Here is a 14,491-nt window from a genome sequence, read left to right as displayed (position 1 = left end):
ATATCTAAACACTCCCGATATTTAACAAAACCGCAACATAAGCTTAACGCTAACGTCAAGATATAAGGCTACATTGCAGCGCGTACACGCCCAAATTATCAATGGAGATAACCCAATGAAATATCTGAAAATCAGCTTGATGGCATTAGCAGTCGCTTCTGCGCTGGCTGGCTGTAACGATAATAATGACGCAAGCCCTGCCACAACGACTGGCACGACTTCTAGCTTCAAATCTATTGAATTTAGCAATATGCCAGCGCCTGCTGTGGCGGCTGATCTGGCTAAAACCTACTCCACTTCCGTTGCTAAGGTGACTTACGCTGACGGCACTAGCAAAGATTTCCCTTTAACTTACAACAAGCTGTTTGGCGTCAAAGACAAAGTGGGCGGCAATGCTAACCCAGCGGGTCAGTTGTACGACGCTAAAATGAAGCCAATCATGGACCCAATGGGCAAGCCAGTGATTGCTGAGACCCCGGATTCCAACAGCCTGTTGAAAGTGGGCAGCAACCTGTTCATGGTTTCCCACTTGGAATACGACTGGATTTTGTCTGACGGTGCTGAAGCTTACAAAGCGGCTAATTGGTATACCCGTATGCCAATGTCCATGATTCTGACTGGCATTACCCAGGGTACTGATGGCAAGCTGACGGTTAAATCCCAGCGTCCTATCGACTTTTCTAGCGTTGATGGTTTGTGGATTCCTTGTGCGGGTTCACAAACGCCTTGGAACACGCATTTGGGTTCTGAAGAAGATTACGATCTGCAATACAACCCACTCACAACCAGCACCACCACTACCACGGCTGGCTTAAAAGCGTTGACTGAAAAGTATTTCAACAACGAAAAAACCGCTAACCCTTACCACTACGGTTTCATTCCTGAAGTCACCGTGAAAGAAGACGGCACCACCAGCGTAGTCAAGCATTACGCCATGGGGCGCGGTACGTGGGAAATGGCTAAAGTCATGGCTGATGGCAAAACCGCTTACTTCGGTGACGACGGCACGAACGTTTTCGTGAACATGTTCGTGGCTGATAAAGCAGGTGACTTGTCTGCGGGTACATTGTATGCCGCTAAGTGGACGCAAACCTCAGCCGATGCAGGCGGCAAAGCCAACCTGACGTGGATCAAACTGGGCAGTGCTAACAGCAAAGAAGTTAAAGCACTGGCTGACACTGCAACGTTTGCAAGCATTTTTGATGCGGTTGCACCAACGGCGGGTGCTTGCCCGGCAGGTTATACCCGTGTCCGTGCTGGCTCCACTGCTGATGAATGCTTGACTGTGAAAGCCGGTCAGGAAAAAGCTGCCGCTTTCTTGGAAACACGCCGTTACGCTGCTATCAAGGGCGCAACTACCGAGTTCAACAAGATGGAAGGTATCGCGGTCAACGACAAAGACAAAAAGTTGTACATGGCAATGTCTTATGTTGACAAAGGCATGTTGGAAGATGCGAAAGGCCCAGCGGACGACATTAAGCTGAAAAAGCTGAATGCTGGCGCAACTTACACACTGGACATGAAGTCGGCTCAGAAAGACACAGCGGGTGCAGCAATCAACTCCGATTACGTTGCCACCAATATGTATGTTGAAACCGCATTGTTGGGTGAAGACATTGCAGTAGACGCCATGGGCAACACTGCTAACCCTAATAAAATCGCTAACACTGACAACATTTTCTTCTCTGAGAAAATGCGCACCTTGTTTGTGGGCGAAGACTCCGGTACACACGTCAACAACTTCGTCTGGGCATACAACGTCGATACGAAGGCGTTGAGCCGCATTCTGACGGCGCCAGTCGGTGCTGAGAACACAGGTTTGCAAGTCGTTGATGATATGAATGGCAACGCTTACATCATGAGCAACAGCCAGCACCACGGTGACTGGGCAACAGGTAAGAACGCTGAAGTCGACAAAGCTATCGCTGCTATCGACAAGTTCGACGCTAACGTCGGTTACATTGGCGGTCTGCCAGCTATCAAATAAGCTTTACGCAACGTAAAGTTCTAGTCTGAAGGCCGGTAAGTGCTGCTTATCGGCCTTCATTTGTGTGGAGCGAGGTATTATGAACAAATATTGGTTATCCGTTTGGGCATTATTGCTGGCGTTGACAGGTTGCGGCGATGAGGTGGCGAATACCACCGCAAGCCCTCTTGAGCCAACAGTTGCCGCCGCACCCGGCGTAGGTTTGCGGGGTGATCGTGCCAACCCGGTGCTGTTTGAAAACCCTTACGCGCACACGCCAGCGCAGTGTTACATCGAAACTTCCGGCGGCACCCAAAACGCCTGCCAATATTGCCACACCAATGCCGCTTATCAAGAAGGTTTGGGTAATAACAACCCACAAGCCGGTTTGGAAGACCGCATTGGCAATCTACAGCTTGAATACGCCTTTGCTGCGTATGACACCGTTGCGCCGCTCGCCACGGTGAACCGTTGGGAAAATACCCTAAAGCCTGAAAACTTACGCGCCGTGGTTGCCGCGATGGGCATTGATACCGCCGCGTGGGACATGCGCACGTATTTGCGCACTGACAATTGGAAGGCGGCTTATCAGCAACGCCCCGGTGATCCGAAACAATGGGATGCGGGAGTGCAAGCGCCGTTTCGGTTATTCCCCGGTCTTGATCCGGCGGATTTGCCTGCCAGCAGCGACGGTTTTGTGCGCAGTCAGCAGGAAAAAAATGGCTTCTTTCGTGATGCGCAAGGTTGGATCACCGGCTGGCGGGCGCTGAATTTCATGCCGTATGGCATTTTTACCCCAATGACGGGTTCGGTTTCGGGCATCTACGTGCGCTTGCCGGAAAGCTTTATGCAGCGTGAGGATGGCAGTTTTGACCTTGCCACTTACGCGCAAAATTTGGATGTATTGGAACGCGCCATTCAGGGGCGTTTGTTGCCCACGGATAGCACCATGTATCTGGGCAAAGCGAATACGGTCACGGTAGAGCGCGGTTTGTACCCCTTGGGAACCGAGTTTGCGCACCCGCTGCATTACGTGGATGTACGCGCTGACGGCACCGATGCCAGCATTAGCCCGTTCCCCGGCACGCGCAGTCGGCGGGTGAAAGAAGTGCGTTATATGTACAAAGCCCTGCATTGGCAGCCCGATCAATTCCGCCCTGCCGACAAAGCAGAAGGCACCAGCGTGTACGGCAATGATGAGCAAGGTTGGGTCGACAATGGCGCAGGCTGGTTATTATCGGGTTACATTGAAGACAAAAATGGCGCATTACGCCCGCAAACCCGCGAAGAAATGACGCAGTGCATCGGTTGTCACAGCGGCATTACCCGCACGGAATTCCCGACGTTTACCTCCGGTTCTGGCAATACAGTGGATAGCACCTGGGCTATGCCGCGCAAATTTGCCGGTGATTTGGGCTGGCAAGAAATGAATTACTTGCTGTATCAAGCCGATCAAAACAGTGCCGACACCGCCGTACCGGGCAAGGCGCGGCAAGGCGACCCGCTTAACCGCGATCTGGGTAAAGGCGAATTACGTTATTTCTTGGAAACCGTGGTGGGGGCGAGTTTGTACGGCGATATGCCTGCTGCGATTGAGGCGGTATTGGCCAGCACGATTCGTAAAGCCGCTGGCTACAGCGCGGATTGGCCTGCGTTGGATACCTCCAGTGCTGCGCGTTTCCAGCAAGTACAAGCCTTGCGCCAAAGCTTGATGCGCGAATTCACCGCAAAAGGCGGGCATTTGGCAGCGGATGGCACGATCAAAGGCGGTTTATTGTACCCGCCAGAGCGTGATGCGTTGGCGACGGCAGCCCGTTACCGCCAAGTGGTGGTCAGCCAACGCTACACCAAGGGCAAAGACGTGTTTGCGGAAACGCCGGTCACGTTCCGCCATTTCCGTTCCCCGGCTGAGCCGTTGACACGGGTGGATGGCACGCCTTACCAAACCGGCGAGATTATTACCGAACGCGCGGTGGAATTGGATAACCCGGCAAGCTTCACCTACCGCGCCGGTAACACCGCGACGCAAATTGACGACAGCAAACCTTACCCGGAAGGCAATTACAACCCGGCTTATTTGCCACTGCTGAAATTCCCGCTGCAATTTGAAACTGCGCCTGCGCCAGCAGCGCGTGCAGTGCAACAGCGCTCGGATTGGAATGCGATTCCGCTCACGGATTTGCCGTTGCGCTTGTCGGGGATGTTACGCTTACCCACCGGGCAAGGTTTCGCGGTGATTGAACACCAAGACGGGCAGTTTCTGGTGCAAAGCGGGCGCGAATTGCACACCCATCAAGGCGTGAAATTGGTGGAAGTCGGCGAACGTTACGCGCTGTTGCAACACGTTGACGACGGGCATTTGGAAAAATTGGAACTGGGCGTGCGTTCTCAGCCAGCAGCATTGGCAGCGATGCCGTTAAGTGTGTCTGCTGATGAATTAGCTTTTGTGGATTTGAAAGCATTCCGCGATAATGCGGCGCTTGACCCGTATCGCTTGTTTGATGCGGTGCAACCCGAAGCGGTGGTGGTTAGCGGTAAATTGTCCGGCTACCGTTTAAGCCCCGGCACTGACCCGGCATTATTCGTGAAAGCCGGATTGAAAACCGGGGATGTCTTGCTGGCGGTCAACGGGGTGCGCTTGGAAAGCGAGGAACAGGCCGTGAAGTTGTTGGAACAATATTCCGGCACCATTCAACTGAGCTTGACTTTGCAACGGGGTAAAGACGAAATTAATGTGCCGGTGAACTTCCAAGAGTTGGAGCTGGCATCCAACACGGCGGTTTCAGGTTAAATAAGAATGCACATATTAATGGTTTCCGACGTGTATTTTCCGCGCGTCAACGGGGTTTCCACGTCGATCCAAGCATTTCGGCAGGCATTGCAAGCGGCGGGGCATCGCGTCACGTTGATTGCCCCGGCTTACGCCGCTGCGACAGATACTGAAACCGACATTATCCGCATCAGTTCGCGCCATGTGATTGTAGACCCGGAAGATCGCATGATGCGCATTCGTGATATTCACCGCTTGACCGATACTTTGCGGGCGGGGGATTACGACATTGTGCACATTCACACCCCGTTCGTGGCGCATTACGCTGGGTTGAAACTGGCACGCAAACTGAAGTTGCCGGTGGTGGCGACGTACCACACGTTTTTTGAAGAATACTTGTATAACTACATCAAGTGGCTGCCAAAAGAATGGTTGCGCTACGCGGCGCGGCGCTTTTCGCGTACCCAATGCGCGGATTTGGATGCATTGGTGGTGCCTTCGACCGCAATGCAGCAAGTGCTGATCCATTACGGCATTACCACGCCGCTGACGGTGTTGCCAACGGGTTTGGACATGAACGTGTTTGCCAGCGGTGATGGCGTTGCGTTTCGTCAGCATTATGGAATTGCACCAAAGCGCCCCATGATTCTGTTCGTCGGGCGCGTGGCGTTTGAGAAAAACATTGGTTTTTTACTGGATGTGACCGCCAAGTTGCGTGAACGCATCCCGGATATTTTGTTGGTAATCGCCGGTGAAGGCCCGGCTGAGAAGGGTTTGCAAGCGCAAGTGGCTCGCTACAGTTTGCAACAGCAGGTGCGGTTTGTGGGTTATTTACCGCGTGATGGTGGTTTGCAGGCGTGTTACAAAGCGGCGGATGTGTTTGTATTTGCTTCACGTACCGAAACCCAAGGCTTGGTGTTACTAGAAGCCATGGCGTGCGGCACGCCCGTGGTGTCTACTGCTGTATTAGGCACCAAGGATATTATGCAAGGGGAGCAGGGCGGTTTGATTGCTCCAGAAGAACCCGCCGCGTTTGCTGCTCAAGTAGAGCGCTTGCTGAGCGACACGGCACTGCATGTGCACAAAGTTGAAGAGGCATTGGCTTACGCGGCTACCTGGTCGCATACGGCGCAAGCGGAAAAGTTACTGGGGTTTTATCAGCAGATTCCGGCGCCGCAAAACAGTTAGCATAACGTTGCATCCGCATTTCCAGCTTTTGTTTGACCATGCCCCATTCGGTATCGAGAATGCTGTACACGGCAGTATCGCGCACCAAACCATCCGGCATAATGGCACTGCGGCGCAACACACCTTCTTGCACCGCGCCGAGCTTTTCCAGCGATTGGCGCGAACGGGTGTTGCGGATGTCGGTTTTGAATTGCACCCGTAACGTGCCAAAGGTCTCGAAGGCGTGGCGCATCAACAGGTATTTGCATTCCAGATTGACGCCGCTGCGCTGGTATTCGCTGGCATACCAAGTACCACCGATTTCCAGCTTCATGTGTTTCAGGCAAATGTCGCGGAAACGGGTGCTGCCGATCGCGTTGCCCGTGGCGTTGTGGATGACGGCAAATGGCAGGTCAGTGCCCAGATCACGCAAGCGGATGGCGTTGCTGATGAAGGCTTCCATCGGTTCACGTTCTGCGAGATTGCCGTAGAACATGTATTGCCAGATGCGTTCATCGCGAGCGGCGTGCAATAAGTCGGGGATATGATTAGCGGTCAGGGGTTCAAGGCGTATTAAACGGCCTTCCAAGATGACAGGTTGCAATGTCATGGTGGTTACTCCTCATCACAATAAGCAAGACAACACGCAGAAGCTCCCTTGTGCCAAGCCCGCGCCCAAGAATGCGCCGATCAGCACGTCGCTAGGGTAATGCAACCCTAAAATTACCCGCGATAACGCCACTAGTACGGTGAATGGCACCACCAGTACGTACCATTCTGGGTAATAGTGCAGCAAAACCCAGCTAAACCCGACCGCGTGCAAGGTGTGCCCGGAGGGAAAGCTGAACTGATCAAGTGCCGCGACATTCTGGAAAATGGTGTCGTCGTGGTTGTAAGGGCGCACGCGTTCGGTGGACGTTTTCAGCCATTTGTAAATCAGCAACGCCGCCAAGCCGACCAGTGCCATGTGTGCCGACACGCTCAACGCTTCCAGCCCGTAAACCAGTGGCAATATCAGCATTAATGCATACCAAAATACCCCATTACCGAGGCGGCTGATGATTGCAAAAAAGAAACTGATGGGTTTGAGGTGATTAATTCGATTGAACAATAAGCACAATGGAATTTCACGGTCATTAAGTTGATGCAAGCGCTTCATGTTCATGATGTACCTCACGGAGTACGTTTTGAATGGTGTGATGCAGGCGTTCCACCACTTTTTCCCAGCTTAAGCCGAGTGCGGTTTGGTGGGCGGCTTTGCCTAAAACCTGGCGTAATGCGGGGTCTAGTGCCAGCGTAAGGCTTGCTTGGATAAAGGCGGCGTTGTCGTCGAGCGGTATGCCCATGCCATTGACGCCGCTGCGTAAATGTTCGCGGGCGGCGGCGTAATCAAACGTCACGACTGGCAAACCGCTTGCCATGGCTTCTAAGACCACATTGCCGAAGGTTTCGCTGGTACTAGGGTAAAGGAATACGTCGCCACTTGCATAGTGTTCTGCCAAAGCAATGCCGGTTTGCATCCCGACGAACAGGCAATCAGGGTGTGCATCTTGCAAGCGTTTGCGTTCGGGGCCATCGCCAACCAACAGGAAACGCGCATCGGGTACTTGTTTTTGGATGGCGCGAAACGCACTGAAGGCCAGATCAAGATTTTTTTCCGGCGACATGCGCGACACCAGTGTAACCAGTAATTGTTCTGGGCGAATGCCCAGTTGGGTACGCAAGGTTTCACTGCGGCGTTGTGGGTTGAAACGTTCCACGTCAATGCCGCGATCCAAAATGCCGAGTTTGGTATAACCATTCGCGCTGAGCTGTTGCTGCAATTCGCGGGTGGGCACCAGCGTGACCAGCGTTTGATTGTGGACGTGGCGCAAATAACGTTTTGCCAGATTGAAAAATCCACTCAAACGGTAATAGCGGCTGTATTGATCAAAATTGGTGTGAAAATCGCTGATGACCGGGATGCCAAGCTTTTTGGCAGCCCTCATCGCGGAATAACCCAGCGGGCCTTCGGTGACAATCTGTACGATGTCGGGGCGCTGTTTTTTCCACAGGCTTTTCAGCGCGTTGTATTGCGGGAAGCCCAAACGGACTTCCTTGTAAAAAGGCAGTGTCAGCCCATTAACGAGATGTTCATGAAACAGCGCTTCGCGTTGCGGTTTTTCATTTGCCATTTGGCGGGGGCGAACTAGCTGAATATTGTAGCCACCGCGCGTGCGCAAACCTGCCACCATGCGGCTAATGGAATGCGCCACCCCGTTGATTTCTGGCGGCCACGTTTCCGTGACGACGCTCAGGCGGGTGTGATTGCTAACAAGTTGAAGGCGGGCGTTTGACACAAAAATACACGTCTCATGGTAAATATTCCACTGATTTTGCAGGTTTAATGCTGCAAGACAGTGACGTTTTTGTGACGGTTGTATTTAACGTAATAAAATTTATGTCGCGGGTGAAAACCGATAGCCAGCCCCGCGCACGGTTTGGATGTAATGCTCAAAACCGTGCGTTGCCAGTGTTTTGCGCAAACGCAGGATGTGCACATCCACGGTACGTTCTTCCACGTACACATTGCGACCCCAGGCGTTATCCAGCAATTGTTCGCGGCTGTAAACGCGGTCAGGGTGTTGCATAAAGAATTTTAGCAAACGAAATTCGGTGGGGCCAAAGTCGAGTTCTTGACCGCTGGCGGTGACGCGATGGCTGAGTGGGTCAAGGGTCAGCCCGGCGAATTCGAGCATTTCTGCCGGTTGGGAATGGCGGGTGCGCCGCAATACGGCTTGAATTCGCACCACCAGTTCGGCGGGTGAAAACGGTTTGCTGATGTAATCGTCGATGCCCGCCTGAAAGCCGGAAATGCGGTCAGCCTCTTCATTGCGGGCGGTCAGCATAATGACCGGAATGTCTTGAGTATTGCCGTCGCGTTGCAGGCGTTTGACCAATTCTATGCCGCTCATGCCGGGCAGCATCCAGTCCATTAGGATCAATTCTGGGCGCTGACGGTGAATGGCGGTGTAGGCTTGTTCGGCGGATTCGGCTTCGTGCAGGGTGAATCCGGCACGCCCCAAAGCAAAGCCGACCATTTTGCGGATCGGCTGCTCGTCTTCAACGATTAAAATGTTGCTCATGTGAAACCTGTATGAATTTCCTTTTACAAGCACATTTAACCGTAGGTGTGTGTCAATTTTGTGACAAGGTACGCATTTTATTGGGTGTTCTTGACTCTTCGCGGGTAATTTCTAACGGGTAAGACACACTGGCGTAATCGTGATAGCCGCGCAAGCTTTGGTGATGGTCGTTGTCTTCGTCGAGAATCAGGTAGAGACGATGCTCTTGTTGCGCATCTTGCAAGTACAGGAACGGAGAGGTGGCGAGTTGCCCGTAAAAATATTCGGGGGTGGTGTCGGTGTAGGTTTTACCGTCAATGGTGAATTGCGCGGCCTGCGGCGTGATATTTAACGAGAAATCAGGGCTGTGCCATTCACCGGCATAAGCGTTTTTATCAGCGGCGAGTGCCAAGGGGGATAAGCTGGTGGTAAGCAAGCAAGCGCAGGTAAGCGCCACGGACGTGAGCCGTTGTTCCTTTTTCATCATGTTCTCCTAGCGATTTGGGTATTATTCGTTTAAAACTGTTTAACGTAAGTTTAGTCGATTTATACCGATAAAGGTAACAGGGAAGCACTAAAACATGACGATGATTACAACCACTCGCGAGCGTTGGGCTTGGGCCTTTTATGACTGGGCTAACTCGGCTTTTATCACCACGGTGATGGTGGCGTTTTTTCCGATTTTCTTTCGTAAGTATTGGGCAAATGGCTTGCCATCGGAGGATATTACGCTGCATTTGGGTTCGGCGAATGCGCTGGCCAGTCTGTCGATTATGTTGTTAGCCCCGTTTTTGGGGACAATTGCCGACCAAGGCGGGATTAAAAAGCCGATGATGGCGGGTTTTGTGACCTTGGGGGTGTGCGCGACCTTGGGGTTGACCTTGGTGGGGGAAAGCCAGTGGCAGTGGGCGATGTTTGCGTTTGTGCTGGCGGTGGTGGGTTTTCTGGGGGCGAATATTTTCTACGACGCATTGCTGGTGGATGTGGCGGAGGAAAAGGATTTTAACCGTGTGTCGGCACTGGGTTACGGCTTGGGGTATTTGGGAGGCGGCTTATTGTTTGCATTATGCGTATTGCTGACCTTGAAACCGGATTGGTTTGGGCTGGCGGATAAAATCACCGCCGTGCGTTGGGCGTTTGGGGTGACGGCGGTATGGTGGGCGCTGTTTTCGATTCCATTGTGGTGGTGGGTGCGGGAGCGTGCGCCTGCGCAAGCGGTGCGTCCGCCGCTATTCACCTTGTTGCGGCAGTCGGTGACGCAATTGTTGGAGACGTTTCGGCACATTCGGCAATTGCGGGTGGTGTGGCTGTTTTTGTTGGCGTATTGGTTTTACATCGACGGGGTGGATACGGTGATTCTGATGTCGGTGGATTACGGGAAGGCGCTGGGATTTGCGGATGACAGTTTGATTACGGCATTGTTGATTACGCAATTTATTGCGTTTCCAGCGGCGTTGGCGTTTGGGTGGCTTGGGAATCGGATTGGCGCGAAACGCGGTATTTTGGTGGGGCTGGCAGGTTATGTTGTGATTACGGTGATGGCGTCGCAGATGACGGCGGCGCGGGAATTTTATTTGCTGGCGGGCGCGGTTGGGTTGGTGCAGGGTGGGGTGCAGGCGTTGAGCCGTTCCTTGTACGCGAGTTTGATTCCGCAGGATCAGGCGGCGGAATTTTTCGGTTTCTACAATATGTTGGGTAAATTTGCGGCGATCTTGGGGCCGTTGTTGGTGGCTTGGGTCGGGGCATTGACGAATTCACCCCGCCTAGGTTTACTGGCAGTGTTGCTGCTGTTTGGGTTGGGCGCTTGGCTGTTGTGGAAAGTGCCGCGTCGGTAGCGGCACGTTCTCACTTAGGCGGCACAAGGTTGACGCTCAAGGTGCGCGGCGGGCTGTGGTCTGCCGACGCAGTGACCGCTTTCGTCGTAATGGTAGATGAGTGAACCCTTTTGGATGCTGACGGTATTGGCGGTGAAGCTCTTGAGACCGTCTTCCGGCCAGCGTCCGGGGGCGGATACTGAAGTGATTTGTTTGCCATTATGGTCGTAAATATAAATTAACGTACCTTTTTGAACAGCTTTGCCGATACTCATGTGTATTTCCTCGTCCTAGTCGTCATGTGTTTTTAATTATGGATATTGTGCTCAGGCTTTCACCTAGCAACTTATCATAACAGTGAACCGATGACGGTTGGAATCGGATAAACGTAGGGTTTCCCCTCAGGTGTCTACACGTTTTAATGGATGGGTGGCACTCTGCCTGCTTTTGCCATAAAATAAGATTATATAAATGAATTTTAATTAAAAAATAGTGGGCTTGTTTGTGTGTAATTATAATATTTCTGTTATTACGGTCGCAGGATGGTCGTGGTTAGGGACGTTAATCTTGTTCTTGTTGTTGGGCATTCCGCCGGTATTCGCGGCGGGTTCGGATTTATTGATTAGCAAGCAGGTGAGCACTACCACGCCAGGGGCGGGTGAAACGTTCACTTATACCTTGCGTTATCGGTGCGCGAGTATCACCGAGCTGTATTGTGCGACCCCGACGCTTACCGACAGCGTGCCTGCTCCCTTGAAAATAGTCAGTTATACGCCGATGGGAGGCAGTGTCGCGGCAGTTTCAATGGTCGATAAAACCGTAAGTTGGCGCTTAGCCACCCCGTTTGAAAGTTTGCCGGAAGGCGTGCCAGCCGATGGTTTAGCCGCCGGTTCGACGGGGATTCTCAAGGTGCAAGTGAAGTTTCCTACGTGTGGGAGTGCTGCACCACCAGCCGTTGTCAGCAATGTGGCAAGCGCGGTCAGTGGCGGTGTGACGAGCACGTCGATTGCCCCGGATGTTAGTGTGCCTGCGGGGATTGATGCGCCATGCCCAACGCCACCACCCGCACCCAGCCCCGGTTTTGCGAAAACGGGCAGCGCCGATTTTGTGCAACCGGGCGGTTTGGAACGTTGGAGCGTGAATTTGCCCACCAGTGAAACCGCTTACACGGTAGTGGAAACGTTGCCAGCGGGGACGCAGGTGGAACGGGCAACCGCGTCGAATACCCCTAAACTGATGAACTACCCGGAAGTGGATTGCAGTGCCACGGGTACGGGTGTATTTCACTCCTTGAATTTGCCAGTGTCGGATTGGGCGGAAGCGGAATTCGCCGCAGGTCGGGCGGGTGATTTGCACGATGCAGCGGGAAATCCAACCGGGTGTGTGGCAACGCGCTTGCCAGCGGGGATGCTGGTGACATCCATCAAGCGTTTGCGTTGGGCGGTGAGTGCGAATCTTGCCAAACAAACGTTGGATGTGCGCCTGGTGGTGGACGCGGATTATGTGGGCGATGGTTTGCGCAATTGCGTGGAATCGTCGTTGCATGGCACGAGTTGTGCGCCGCTGGTGCCGGTAGTGGGGCAGGGTGAGCCGATCTTGAGCCTTAGCAAAATCACCCCGACGGGCGGGGTGGTGTCACCGGATGGTTCGACGGTGGTGTATACCGTACCCGCTTGGCAACCAATTGTTGCGCCTGCACCCGCCAGCAATGATTACGTCTATCGCGTCTCGTTGGCGGTGGATGAGTTATCGGGAACGGGCACGCAATACCCGATTTTGGAAGATGTGTTGCCTGCGAGTTTGGATTATGTCACAGGGCAGACTGGCAATTGGTGGCGGGTTGCGGTGCCGAGTAATGCGGTAACGACTGAGCAAACAGCGTGTCAGATACCGCGTTTCAGCCGTACCGTGCAAGCGGATGGGCGGGTGAAATTGCGCTGGGAATTTCCCGGTTGTCAGTTGCCAGTGGGGTTGTCAGATAAGGGCATGGCGGTGTATTTCAGTGCCAGAATTCGCCCCGGTATCGTGGCGGGAACGGTTGTGACCAATGTGGCGCAATTTTCGACGGGCGATTACCCGCAAGTGACGTGCGCGAACGGTGCGGATGCGGGCAAGACTGCGCGGGCATTTTGCCGTTCCAGCAATCTGAGTTTCAATGTGCCGCAATTGACGACCTTGGACAGCGTGAAATGGGTGCAGGGGGAGCTGGACAGTACGTTGAGCCGTTTTCCGAATACGGGCAAGACGGGGTTGAGCGGGGTGGGAACGTATGTACTGGAAATTCGCAATACTGGCAATGTGACCAATACGGCGGTGGAGGTGCGCGATGTTTTGCCTGTCGTGGGTGATAGCGCCTTGGTGACGGGGGGAGCGCGTGGGTCGCAGTGGAGTTTGGTGTTGGCGGGTGAGATTGGTTTGCAACGGGTTGCCAGTGACGGTGCGGTGATGGCATTGACGGCGGGTGAAGTGCCTGCTGGGATGCAATACGCGGCAAATAATGCGGAATTTCAGTTTACGGCTGTGCCAAGCGGTGGGTTGCAGCCGGGAGAAAAGTTGCGCATCACTGTGCCGGTGCGTCAATTGGCGAGTGAATCAACACCCATAAGTGGCAGCATTGCGTGGAATAGCTTTGCCTATGCAGCGAGTTATTACGATACCGTTACCAAGACCACTGAAACCTTATTAACCACGGAGCCACCCAAAGTGGGCTTGGTGATGGTGGATACCGCAGCGGTGGCAGGCTTGAGCGGCACGGTGTGGTTTGATGACAACGGCGATAAGCAAAAAACAGCGGATGAAGCAGCAATCGAAGGTGTGACCGTGCGGGTGTATGACGGCGCAACGTTGGTGGCGGAAACGGTGACGGATGCTGCTGGGTATTACGCTATTTGGGGTTTGTCGCCTGATACGGTTTACCGCATTGCACTGGATAAGCCGGATGATTATTTGGCAGGTAATCCGCTGGCAGGAATAGCGTCGCAAGGCATTGCGGAAGCGGGTTCGGGCGCGGCGGGGAGTATGACGGCGGATTATGATTTGGGTGTTACGCTGCCTGCATCGTTGGGTGATAGGGTGTGGTTGGATGCCAACGGTGATGGGGTGCAGGATGCCGCTGAAACGGGAGTGGCGGGGGTAACGGTGGCGTTGCATTCTGCTGATGGGGCGTTGGTGGCGAGTACGCAGACGAATGCGGCGGGGCTGTATGTGTTTGAGTCCGTATTGCCCGGTGATTATTACTTGGTGTTTAGTGGGTTTCCTGCGGGATATGTGCCGACGGCTAGTGGCATGAGCGGCAATGCGCAAACCGATAGTGATGCGGATGCGGCGGGCAAAACGCCGGTGTTTGCGTTGGTGGCGGGCGCAAACGCGAATTCGTGGGATTTGGGTTTAACTTTGCCTCAGCAAACCGATTTGAGTTTGAGTAAAAGCATGGATAAGCCAGCGGTAAAGCGGGGTGAGGCGGTGGTGTATACGTTGGTGGTGAACAATACGGGGGCGCATGACGCAAATGGGGTGCAAATTCACGATTTGTTGCCTGCTGGTTTGGCGTTTCAAAGTGCGAGTCCGTTGGGGGAATACGATCCGCTGACGGGGGCGTGGAATGTGGGGTGGTTGGCGGCGAAGGATAGCAGGCAGTTGCAGATTACGGCGCAAGTGCGGTGATATACTG

General features: G+C 53.5%; 11 protein-coding genes. 5 read left to right on the top strand and 6 right to left on the bottom strand.

Features of this window, described 5'->3' with window-relative positions:
• Positions 1 to 115: 115 nt before the first annotated feature.
• The 3 genes from L3K52_14200 to L3K52_14190 all read left to right on the top strand — a co-directional run bounded on the left by L3K52_14200 (position 116) and on the right by L3K52_14190 (position 5,924).
• A complete protein-coding gene (locus tag L3K52_14200; GenBank protein ID UOG91338.1) occupies positions 116 to 1,987 on the top strand; it encodes a PhoX family protein in 1,872 nt (623 codons plus the stop codon).
• Between the two features lie 79 nt (positions 1,988 to 2,066).
• Positions 2,067 to 4,757, top strand: a complete 2,691-nt coding sequence (locus L3K52_14195; GenBank protein UOG91337.1) for a hypothetical protein — start codon at positions 2,067 to 2,069, stop codon at positions 4,755 to 4,757.
• 6 nt (positions 4,758 to 4,763) lie between these two features.
• Entirely contained in the window at positions 4,764 to 5,924 is a 1,161-nt protein-coding gene (locus tag L3K52_14190; protein UOG91336.1) for a glycosyltransferase, read from the top strand.
• Here L3K52_14190 and L3K52_14185 read toward each other — a convergent pair.
• From L3K52_14185 to L3K52_14165, 5 genes are all read right to left on the bottom strand, one after another.
• Positions 5,848 to 6,513 (bottom strand): GNAT family N-acetyltransferase, encoded by a 666-nt coding sequence (locus tag L3K52_14185; GenBank protein UOG91335.1) that lies wholly within the window; start codon positions 6,511 to 6,513, stop codon positions 5,848 to 5,850. The genes L3K52_14190 and L3K52_14185 overlap by 77 nt on opposite strands.
• A gap of 15 nt (positions 6,514 to 6,528) precedes the next feature.
• Positions 6,529 to 7,068, bottom strand: coding sequence for a phosphatase PAP2 family protein (locus L3K52_14180; protein ID UOG91334.1), 540 nt, complete (start codon positions 7,066 to 7,068; stop codon positions 6,529 to 6,531).
• Positions 7,040 to 8,242 (bottom strand): glycosyltransferase family 1 protein, encoded by a 1,203-nt coding sequence (locus L3K52_14175; protein ID UOG91333.1) that lies wholly within the window; start codon positions 8,240 to 8,242, stop codon positions 7,040 to 7,042. The genes L3K52_14180 and L3K52_14175 overlap by 29 nt, the downstream gene beginning before the upstream one ends.
• A gap of 99 nt (positions 8,243 to 8,341) precedes the next feature.
• Positions 8,342 to 9,028 (bottom strand): phosphate regulon transcriptional regulator PhoB, encoded by a 687-nt coding sequence (gene phoB, locus L3K52_14170; protein ID UOG91332.1) that lies wholly within the window; start codon positions 9,026 to 9,028, stop codon positions 8,342 to 8,344.
• Between the two features lie 52 nt (positions 9,029 to 9,080).
• Complete coding sequence (locus tag L3K52_14165) at positions 9,081 to 9,494, bottom strand: hypothetical protein (GenBank protein UOG91331.1); 414 nt, start codon at positions 9,492 to 9,494, stop codon at positions 9,081 to 9,083.
• Positions 9,495 to 9,588: 94 nt separating this feature from the next.
• On the opposite strand from L3K52_14165, the gene L3K52_14160 reads away from it, so the two are divergent.
• Positions 9,589 to 10,842, top strand: coding sequence for an MFS transporter (locus tag L3K52_14160; protein UOG91330.1), 1,254 nt, complete (start codon positions 9,589 to 9,591; stop codon positions 10,840 to 10,842).
• Between the two features lie 14 nt (positions 10,843 to 10,856).
• Here the strand turns inward: L3K52_14160 and L3K52_14155 are convergent, their stop codons facing one another.
• Positions 10,857 to 11,096: a hypothetical protein gene (locus L3K52_14155; GenBank protein ID UOG91329.1), complete on the bottom strand. Its 240-nt coding sequence runs from the start codon at positions 11,094 to 11,096 to the stop codon at positions 10,857 to 10,859.
• A 292-nt stretch (positions 11,097 to 11,388) separates the two neighbouring features.
• On the opposite strand from L3K52_14155, the gene L3K52_14150 reads away from it, so the two are divergent.
• The gene (locus L3K52_14150) at positions 11,389 to 14,484 is read left to right on the top strand and encodes a carboxypeptidase regulatory-like domain-containing protein (protein ID UOG91328.1); all 3,096 of its coding nucleotides are present in this window, start codon (positions 11,389 to 11,391) and stop codon (positions 14,482 to 14,484) included.
• Positions 14,485 to 14,491: the final 7 nt, after the last annotated feature.

This window comes from Candidatus Thiothrix sulfatifontis (assembly GCA_022828425.1).
Classification (GTDB): domain Bacteria; phylum Pseudomonadota; class Gammaproteobacteria; order Thiotrichales; family Thiotrichaceae; genus Thiothrix; species Thiothrix sulfatifontis.
Note: the sequence above shows the minus strand (reverse complement) of the source record. Positions and strands in the feature narration are given on the sequence as shown.